Here is a 9,207-nt window from a genome sequence, read left to right as displayed (position 1 = left end):
TGTTTCCGTTTCCGTTTTTACTCCCTCTGCCACGACAATGAATGATCATTGTCAGCTTTCACTCAAACAGAGAGCAGTTCTTCTAAGGTAAATCCTGTAAACGACATGATGTTAAACCCAGCCGTTTTTAAGAGTTTGGCGAGTTGAGCAAGGGCTGGGGCTTGCCAAAACGGTTCCCCTCCCGAAAAGGTTATGCCTTGCTTATGGGGATTGCTCAAAATTTGAGTGACTAACTCTTCATTGGAGAGGGGTTCAGCGAGTTCAGGAGTTAGTTGGTGGACAGGCGGCGTATAAAGCAATAGGGCGCACAGCCGCGCCCCGTTATAAAGTTAATCTGTTGTAGTATTTAAGCTAATCGTTCCTCAAACCGCATGTGGAGCGTCTTTTTGTCATTCTGGCGCTCCGAACGATGCAATTTTAAAGATACATCAGCTTAGTAGCTGTCCTCACCACCAACGGTTTGCAGTCCCAGTCGGCGATTAGCTTGGTTGAGACGCTCGGCGATCGCTTGTTTCATGGCTAAGCTGACTCCCGGTGTCGCTAGCACATCTTGGGCAAGCTCACGGTAAAGCGCACTAGTCATGGAATCAACTTGGTCAATCTTTCTGAGCTGGGAATATACCCGACGAGGCGAAATAGTCATAGTTCTACACTCTACGAACTTTTTTCTCAAACGGCGCTGGGAGTGGTAACGACTCACCCAATCGGGACTGCCAAACATAAGTGCAGAGTCGGGCGATCGGGTGCGTAATAGCAGCGCGAGGGAGATAGGGTTGAGAATGAATCTTATCTCTATCCTTATCCCTAGCTCTATCTTTACTCCTCAAGTGGATTCCGTACAGGCTTGAGTAACGAAGTGTTATATTGCACGATTAAGTGTCAGAATTGAGGTTACAAAACTGAGAGAATTGCTAAGAAATAAGTTATTTCTCTTCAACTCATTGCTGAGCGCATCTTAGCAATCGCACCCCTCCCGGTACTGCCCAGGCGGGGTGAATCTTCTTCGCCCCCAACAGTTCAATAATCTTCTGCCCAAATTGCCGTAGCCGAATCCCACCTCTTGCTCAATCGGGATCAGCCGCGATTAAACCAAACACGGGGATATTGGCACGGACGTAGATGTAACATTGATTGGCTCCGAGCGCATAATCGGCGATCGCCATTGCTTCTAACACCCGACGTGGCTCAGGGGCAGTTTCAGTCCCCGTGCAACATACAACAACACATCTTCTTCCAGGAAGCCGAACGCTTCCTGAGCTTTATGCAGCACCTCAATCAGGGCATCTTGACGGTTCTGATTACGCTTCATCGTAATATCGAGTACTTTGAAATGCTTATCGCCGCTCGGATGTGCTGATGAGGTTTCTTTGGTTTCCTTTGGTTTAGTTTTGGCTTCTTTAGATTGCATAGATAATATATCTCTCTCTTCCAGCCCAAATTTTTAATCTCAATTTTTTTTACAGTGATGAGGTTATGAGAATTTTTGCAGAGCTTGGTGACTCAATTTCGGAATTTCTACAGCTAACTTAAACAACATTAATATTGTTTTGTTGAGGAATAACTCTAAGGATGAACTGAGCCTCAAATCGTTATACCAAAAATTGTTGAGCTTATGTCAAGCCAAATAGATTTGGGTGATTTTGTACTTTTATTATTAGATGTTATTCTTTTTTAATACAATTAGGTAAAGGTATCCAGAGATTAAAAAAGTTTAAATTTTAGACTTTAATTTTAGTTATCAATATTGAAATGAATAGAGATGTGTCTGAACTCTGTGAGTCCAGTCATACTGTACAAACAGCGAGGTTTAAACTATTTATATTAAGGTTTGCAACACTTTCTGAGAACGTTTGTTGCTTGACTTGAAGCATGAATCTCCAAAACTGTGAAGCGATTACTACTGGACTCAAACACTTTACAAAAGCTGTGAGATGGTTGGATACACGGGTTCTGCCTGTGATTTCCTTGGGGATCGCTGTCCTTTACGCCATTCCAGCAGGACAGGCACAGACTCAACCGATTACAGCAGAACAGTCTCCAAACGGCACTAGCACTGTTGTGACTCCCAAGGGAAACCAATTGGACATCAGTGGCGGTACGCGAGCAGGCGAAAATCTATTCCACAGCTTTCAAACATTCGGTCTTGACCAAAACCAGATTGCTAATTTTCTGTCTGACCCAAGTATCCAAAATATACTGGGTCGAGTCATGGGTGGAAATCCCTCTGTTATTAATGGTCTTATTCAGGTCAGTGGTGGTAATTCCAACCTCTTCCTGATGAATCCTGCCGGGATAATTTTTGGCTCCAGCGCGACGTTGAATGTGCCGGCTTCTTTCTCTGCCACCACTGCAACGGGGATTGGCTTTGGCTCTAATTGGTTTAATGCTAGTGGTTCTAATGACTATAGCTCGTTAGTCGGGGCACCCAATGCTTTTGCTTTCATCACAGCTCAACCTGGAGCAATCATCAACAGTGCCAATCTGAGTGTAGGGCAGGGACAAAACTTAACGTTGTTGGGTGGCACGGTTGTTAGTACGGGACAACTCACAGCACCAGAAGGCCAGATTACAGTAGCGGCGGTACCCGGTGAAAATTTAGTACGCATGAGCCAGAGCGGAAACCTACTAAGTCTGGAGCTCAGACCTCCGACACCATCGGATGGTCAACCAGGAAACTGGACATTGCCTATTACCTCTTTACCGGAATTGCTGACGGGTGGAGGTGGGGGCAACGCTACCGGAGTGAGGGTTAACAGCAACGGGCAAGTGGAACTAATAGAGTCAGGTACCCTGCTGGAGAACGGGGATGTGGTAGTCAAGAATGTGACAGCCGGAGCAGCAACACTGTCTGCTCAACACAATCTATTCTATGGCAACTTGCTGACCACAAGACCGCCTCAACTCGAAGCGAATGGGTTTATAAACCAGATTTTGCTTGGGCCGAGTCCTACTCCTGTTCCACCAGCATCACTCCCACCACCACCACCACCACCACCAGCTCCTCCAGCTTTTCTTGAATTTCAATCTTCTAGCGCAAATTCACTGGCAACAGAGACAGTAATATCGCAATTAGCTGCCTGTAACCGAATTGCCGCTAATGTTACAGGATCGGATGAAAGCTCCTCACGCCAATCTGAAGACTCTAGAGCGTTACCTACCAGCTCTCCTATGACAACTTTGAAAGATGACTGCCAGGTGCTTGGCAGGTCTAATTTGGCTGTTGATCGAAGAAGACTCGATGTAGCTGCTCAGTACTGGCGGCAATCTTTGCTTATGGCACAAACCAATGGAGACCGCCAAGGGGAGGAGCAGGCACTCTTAAATTTGGGTCTTGCCTATCTTTACGTGGGTGACTACAGCCGAGCCATTGAGTACTATCAGCACAGCTTAAAAATTGCACGGGAACTTGGAAACCGCACGAACGAGGGAGTCGCTTTCGGGGGTTTGGCAAGAGCTTATATTGACTCCGGTAATTACAGCCAAGCCATTGAGTACTATCAGCACAGCTTGAGAGTCGCACGGGAGCTAGGTGAGCGCCAACAGGAGGGAATGGCTTTCAGTGGTTTAGGAAGAGCTTACACTGACTTGGGCGACTACCGCCAAGCCATTGAGTACTATCAGCACAGCTTGAGCATTGCACGCTCCCTCAGCGATGCTCGTGAGGAGGGAATTGCGTTAGATGGAATGGGCAATATTAACCAAGCTTTAGGTGATTATGTCACAGCCATTGAGTACCATCAACGAGCTTTGGCAATTAAGCGGAATCTTGGAAACCGCGCAGCAGAGGCACAAACACTTGGTAGTTTGGGCAATGCCTACGAAGCATTAGGCGACTATACCAAGGCGAACGAGTACTATGAGCAGACTCTGGCAACAGTGCGAACAATTGCCGATCGCAAGACGGAAGGGATAATCTTACAAGCGCTAGGAACGATTCAGGCTAACTTGGGTGAAAATGCTAAAGCCATTCGCTACTATAAGCAGAGTTTGGCAACAGCGCAGGCAATTGGTGATCGCCAAAATGAGGGAAGTACCCTCGGCAGTTTGGGATTTATTTACTATGTCCAGGGCGACTATACCAAAGCTCTGGAGTACAGCCAGCAGAGTTTAGGAATTATAAGGCAGGTCGGCGATCGCAGAACCGCAGGAGCCGTTCTGGGAAATATAGGACTGGTTTACGAGGAGCTAGGCGACTTGCCGCATGCGATTGAGTACCACAAGCAGAGTTTGGAGACAGCACAAACGATTGGAGACCGAAAGGGAGAGTGGGTTACACTCGCTCAACTCGGTAATGCTCTATTTAAATCTGGCAATATTCGGGAAGCGGAAAAAAAACTAACGGCTGCAATTGAGGTTTTGGAATCTCTCCGACCTAGATTGGATGATATGTATAAAGTGTCGATTTTTGACACCCAAGTTCTTACTTACGCCCTGCTGCAACAAGTCCTCGTTGCGCAAGGCAAACCTGAGGCAGCTCTGGAAATTGCCGAACGAGGTAGGGCACGAGCCTTTGTAGAGTTACTGGCTCAGCGATTGTCTCCTGGCGCTACGGCTAAATCTACGAGTAATCTTACTTCCCCTACAATCGAGCAAATTCAAAAAATTGCCCGAGAACGCCATGCCACACTAGTTCAATATTCAATCATTCCTGAAAAATTCCGGCTTCAAGGTAAGCTACGCGGCGTGCCTTCGGAACTTTTGATCTGGGTGATTCAACCTACAGGTGAAATAGCGTTTCGTCGAGTTGACCTCAAACCCCTACGACAGCAACAAAACACAACACTAAATGGTGTAGTTGCTGCGATTCGTTGCTTTAATCATCGCGCTTGCCAAACACAGGCCGTTACTAGGGGGGAGTTTCAACCCTTGAACTTCACAACCCAAAATCAGCAAATAGTTTCTCAACCTCAGCGACAGTTCAAAGACCGCTATCTACAGCAACTCCATCAACTTCTCATTGAACCAATTGCTGACCTCTTACCCACTGACCCAAATGCTCATGTCATCTTCATCCCGCAAGAGCAACTATTCCTGGTTCCCTTTGGAGCACTCCAAGACAAGGACGGCAAATTCCTAATTGAAAATCATACTATTCTCACGGCTCCCTCCATTCAGGTGTTGGAATTGACCCACCAGCAACGGCAACGGATAGGGAATGGGAGAGGGGAATCTATCGTTGTAGGGAATCCCACAATGCCAGCCATTGGGCAGCCACCAGAACAGTTGTCAAGCTTACCAGATGCGGAAGAAGAAGCGAAGGCGATCGCTGCTCTATTAAACACAAACGCCCTCATCGGCAACCAAGCCACCAAATTAGCAATTTTGCAGCAGATGCCCAAGGCACGAATTATTCATCTAGCAACTCATGGGTTAATGAATAATGAACAGGGATTAAAAAGTGCGTTAGCGTTAGCGCCTTCCGAAGGAAGGTTCGCGCTTGCCCCCTCTGGTCAAGATAACGGTTTGCTCACAGCTGAAGAAATCCTCAACCTGAAGCTAAATGCTGAGTTAGTCGTCCTCAGTGCCTGCAATACTGGCAGAGGAAAAATTACAGGTGATGGCGTCATTGGCTTGTCTCGCTCGTTGATTAGTGCTGGTGTTCCTAGCGTAATTGTCTCCCTGTGGTCAGTACCAGATTCTCCCACCGCTTCCTTAATGACCGAGTTTTATCGCCAGCTACAGCAAAACCCAGATAAAGCCCAAGCCTTGCGACAGGCGATGCTATCTACGATCAAACAACATCCTGATCCTCAAGATTGGGCAGCCTTTACCCTCATTGGAGAAGCGGATTAATTAATGGAAACTCACCTGCAAGAGGTTATCCAGGTTAAACCAAGCATCGCTCTCATCATTGAAAAATTTCTTTACAACTTTTACCCTTAGGGTTAGGCGATGGGTTCTTAATCAGGACAATCCTAATGGACTTTTTCGAGAAACTGAATGCAGCGATCGCACAAAATCAAAGCTTGCTGGTGGTGGGACTCGATCCCAATCCAGAAATGATGCCGACGCATTACTGTCGAGGAGAAGACAACGGCGGCATCATCAAGGATTTGTGGGACTGGCTGCAATTTCTGATTAGCGAAACCTCGGATTTAGTCTGTGCCTATAGGCCGACGTTTGGCTTTTACAAGGCATTAGGTGTTCCAGGTATGGAACTGCTACACAAAACCCTAACGGCTATCCCAGCTCACATTCCCATTATTTTAGATGCCAAACACGGCGACCTCAATACCAGCACTATCTTTGCCCAAACTGTTTTTGCACAGTGGCAGGTGGATGCGATTACCCTGACTCCTTACTCCGGGCAAGACCATATTGCACCGTTTTTGATTTATCCCGGCAAGGCGGTGTTTGTCCTGTGTTCCACCTCAAATCCGGGTGCCGTATCTTTGCAGCAATATCCCACGCCTGAGTCTCCCCTTTACTTGCAAGTAGTTAAAGAGGCGAAAAATTGGGGTACTCCTGAACAATTGGGCGTCGAAGTGGGAACCACCGACCCAGAAATTCTGAAACGCATTCGTGCGGTTGCTCCAGAACGAATTATCCTAGCGCGAAGCATCTGGGCAGAAGGCGGTGACAACCTTAGCGAAATCCTAGCCGCAGGATTGAATGCCAACGGTGACGGGCTACTGATTCCAGTTCCCCTGGATATGTTAGCGAGTCAGAAACCTGCTGTTGCGATCGCATCCCTGCGCGAATCCATTAATCAAACCCGACAGCAGATTGTTCAAGACGGTACGACTTGTGATTTGTGGATGCCTGATGTTTGTTTTTTGGAACCGCATCCTTATCAAGATTTGATTTTGCAACTCTATGACATTGGTTGCATTTTATTCGGCGAGTTTGTTCAGGCATCAGGCGCAGTATTTCCTTACTACATCGACCTCCGCAAAATCATCTCTAACCCCCAAATCTTCCATCAAGTTCTCACGGCCTATGAACATATCCTCAAAGACCTCAGCTTTGACCGCATCGCAGGTATTCCCTATGGTTCCTTACCAACAGCGACCGGTTTATCGTTGCGCCTCCATCACCCGATGATTTTTCCCCGCAAAGAAGTCAAAGCTCACGGGACAAGGAGAGTGATTGAAGGCCACTTTGAACCAGGGGAAACGGTTGTCGTGGTGGATGACATCCTCATCAGTGGGAAGAGTGCGATGGAAGGAGCAGAAAAGATAAAATCAGCCGGATTAAACGTCGAAGATATCGTCGTTTTTCTCGACCATGAGCAAGGGGTCAAGGACAGATTGAAAGCCAATGGTTATCGAGCGCATTCAGTATTAACGATTTCTGAAATTACCGAAACACTATATCAGGCAGGGCGGATTAGTGAGGAACAGTTCCAAGCTTTTGCACAAACCCATTAAGCGATGCAAAGACAACACGGCTGAGGTTTGTCTGAAAAATTTATATAAGCAGGTGATTGGAAAACATCCAACATGAGGCGCTTTTAGAATAGCTTACAGACGTTTCAAATATAGCCCTTCTCGATTGGATGCTGCACATTCTGACCTCTCTCCAAATCTCTCTCCTACAAGGAGAGAGGCTTTAATTCTTACTCCCCTTCCCTTGTAGGGAAGGGGTTGGGGGTTAGGTTTTTCTGACATACTTCACGCAACTGATAACTGCTATAGATGTTTTCTAGAAATGGGAGGGCAGAAACAAGATATTGGTTTTTGTGCTGGGTGTGGTCAAAGATAATTGCATTCCACAACTGTTGTAGCTGTTCCCTAGTTGAGCATTTTTGTAGCTGACAGGCAACGGCATTTTTCCACTGTTCTAGCTGGCGGTAGCTGATAAATTGTCCTCCTTTGTCGAGGCGATGGACAAATAGAACGTAGAGCCAAGATTCGATTTTTACGATGAGTGATTCGGGAATTCGCAGGAATTTGGCTATTTGGCGTTTGGTGATGCGGAATTTTTGAGCGGGATTGATGCGGCGAAATAGGATGGTCATTGGATTTTAGATTTTGGATTTTGGATTGGAAATGATTAGCTATTCTGTTAAATCTGAGGGGATATCGAAGATGACTTCAAATTCTGCGGCTGGAATGAAGCGCTTGAGGAATCTCAGATGGTCTTGGGCGTCTGCTCTGTTGTAGAATCTTGCCACTGTGTAGCGTCGAGCGTCGGGTAGGAGACGGACGATCGCCCAAGGACGGGAATAGTCTTCGGGTTGCTCGGTGTGTTGGTCGGTATTGGCTGGTGTGCCTCGAATGGTGTTGAGGATACTTTGAAGATGTTTCCATAGCTTTTCCCGTGTTTGTGTGGTGTCGTTGGGGATGAGACTCCAGTCACTCACGGGTGATGGTAACCAAGTCAGCAGGTAGCTGTGCTCTGCTTCGCCTGTTGGTAAGGAGGGACTCAGGGGGGTGATGATTTTCCAGCTCAAGCGGCGAGTTTGTTTCAGGCATCGGTAATTTTGCTGTCTGAGAGACGAACAGATTTTCTCGCCTTCTGTTTGAAGGCGCAGCCAGTCAGTGTGGTTCATGGGATTGTATTGTTGAAAGAATGTAGGGAACGAAGGGCAGTTACAATAATCTCTGCCCTTTATGTGTTCCTTTTATCTATGACTAGTAAAACATGGATAGCCATGATTTACAAGTAATGTATTAGAATATGCCGAAGGAAAGTGATAAGCGTCTGACACCAGCCGATTTGCGTCAGCGCACAGGTTTAACTCAAGTCCACTTTGCTATTTCGATTGGGAAAAGTCCCTCTACTATTGCTAAATGGGAAGCCGGAAGTTCATTGCCTAGAGGGACACCATCTGAAATTAAGCGTATGTGTGAGGCTTACAAATGCACTCTCGATGAACTGATTGAGGCATTTGAGGGAATTGATATCGAGCCAGAGTGATTTGCATTGGGTTGGATAGAGGAATTTTGGTACTCGCGCTCCCGTTGTCGGGGGCACTTTTTTTAGGAAAGGTGATCGCATACACACGAACACGAGCGATCGCCCAATGGAAGATCCATGCGAAGTTGCATCCAAACGTTTTCCATCTAGGCATCACCTCGTCTTGTGTTGCTGGCTCTTGACTTTTGCGATCGCACAGTAGCAGTGAAGGGAAGCTATCCCGCAGGGAATCGCTCTCACCACGCCATCATCAATCTTTAGGTGCGATCGCAAGGCGGAACCCCAGTGCATCCAAAAACTCAATCAGACTGTAAATTTCAGCAGCTTTTGTTTCTAACAGCATCT

At 46.8% G+C, this 9,207-nt stretch carries 6 protein-coding genes and 2 pseudogenes; 3 read left to right on the top strand and 5 right to left on the bottom strand.

Going from position 1 to position 9,207, the window contains the following annotated elements:
* Positions 1-68: 68 nt before the first annotated feature.
* The 3 genes and pseudogenes from V6C93_RS29045 to V6C93_RS29035 form a co-directional block, all read right to left on the bottom strand.
* Positions 69-236: pseudogene (locus V6C93_RS29045) on the bottom strand (4Fe-4S cluster-binding domain-containing protein); the annotation flags it as partial.
* A 197-nt stretch (positions 237-433) separates the two neighbouring features.
* Positions 434-643, bottom strand: coding sequence for a hypothetical protein (locus V6C93_RS29040; protein ID WP_333480154.1), 210 nt, complete (start codon positions 641-643; stop codon positions 434-436).
* A 534-nt stretch (positions 644-1,177) separates the two neighbouring features.
* Positions 1,178-1,408, bottom strand: a pseudogene (locus tag V6C93_RS29035) (NAD(P)H-dependent oxidoreductase subunit E); the annotation flags it as partial.
* 461 nt (positions 1,409-1,869) lie between these two features.
* Between V6C93_RS29035 and V6C93_RS29030 the strand changes: the two are divergent.
* Both V6C93_RS29030 and V6C93_RS29025 read left to right on the top strand, forming a co-directional pair.
* Positions 1,870-5,793 (top strand): CHAT domain-containing protein, encoded by a 3,924-nt coding sequence (locus V6C93_RS29030; protein ID WP_333480152.1) that lies wholly within the window; start codon positions 1,870-1,872, stop codon positions 5,791-5,793.
* Positions 5,794-5,918: 125 nt separating this feature from the next.
* Positions 5,919-7,370 carry a bifunctional orotidine-5'-phosphate decarboxylase/orotate phosphoribosyltransferase gene (locus V6C93_RS29025; protein WP_333480151.1) on the top strand — a complete coding sequence of 484 codons (1,452 nt, stop codon included), beginning with the start codon at positions 5,919-5,921 and terminating at the stop codon, positions 7,368-7,370.
* Between the two features lie 188 nt (positions 7,371-7,558).
* Here V6C93_RS29025 and V6C93_RS29020 read toward each other — a convergent pair whose 3' ends face one another.
* Together V6C93_RS29020 and V6C93_RS29015 are read right to left on the bottom strand one after the other, a co-directional pair.
* A complete protein-coding gene (locus tag V6C93_RS29020; protein WP_333480150.1) occupies positions 7,559-7,960 on the bottom strand; it encodes a hypothetical protein in 402 nt (133 codons plus the stop codon).
* Between the two features lie 39 nt (positions 7,961-7,999).
* Positions 8,000-8,494 (bottom strand): hypothetical protein, encoded by a 495-nt coding sequence (locus V6C93_RS29015; protein WP_333480149.1) that lies wholly within the window; start codon positions 8,492-8,494, stop codon positions 8,000-8,002.
* Between the two features lie 128 nt (positions 8,495-8,622).
* On the opposite strand from V6C93_RS29015, the gene V6C93_RS29010 reads away from it, so the two are divergent.
* Positions 8,623-8,862, top strand: coding sequence for a helix-turn-helix transcriptional regulator (locus V6C93_RS29010; protein WP_333480148.1), 240 nt, complete (start codon positions 8,623-8,625; stop codon positions 8,860-8,862).
* Positions 8,863-9,207: the final 345 nt, after the last annotated feature.

The sequence above is a fragment of the Allocoleopsis sp. genome (genome assembly GCF_036703385.1).
GTDB lineage: Bacteria > Cyanobacteriota > Cyanobacteriia > Cyanobacteriales > Coleofasciculaceae > Allocoleopsis.
Note: the sequence above shows the minus strand (reverse complement) of the source record. Positions and strands in the feature narration are given on the sequence as shown.

Excerpts from the sequence above, each read along its gene's own strand:
- V6C93_RS29040 (WP_333480154.1), bottom strand. The coding sequence starts at position 643 with ATGACTATTTCGCCTCGTCGGGTATATTCCCAGCTCAGAAAGATTGAC.
- V6C93_RS29030 (WP_333480152.1), top strand. The coding sequence starts at position 1,870 with ATGAATCTCCAAAACTGTGAAGCGATTACTACTGGACTCAAACACTTT.
- V6C93_RS29025 (WP_333480151.1), top strand. The coding sequence starts at position 5,919 with ATGGACTTTTTCGAGAAACTGAATGCAGCGATCGCACAAAATCAAAGC.
- V6C93_RS29020 (WP_333480150.1), bottom strand. The coding sequence starts at position 7,960 with ATGACCATCCTATTTCGCCGCATCAATCCCGCTCAAAAATTCCGCATC.
- V6C93_RS29015 (WP_333480149.1), bottom strand. The coding sequence starts at position 8,494 with ATGAACCACACTGACTGGCTGCGCCTTCAAACAGAAGGCGAGAAAATC.
- V6C93_RS29010 (WP_333480148.1), top strand. The coding sequence starts at position 8,623 with ATGCCGAAGGAAAGTGATAAGCGTCTGACACCAGCCGATTTGCGTCAG.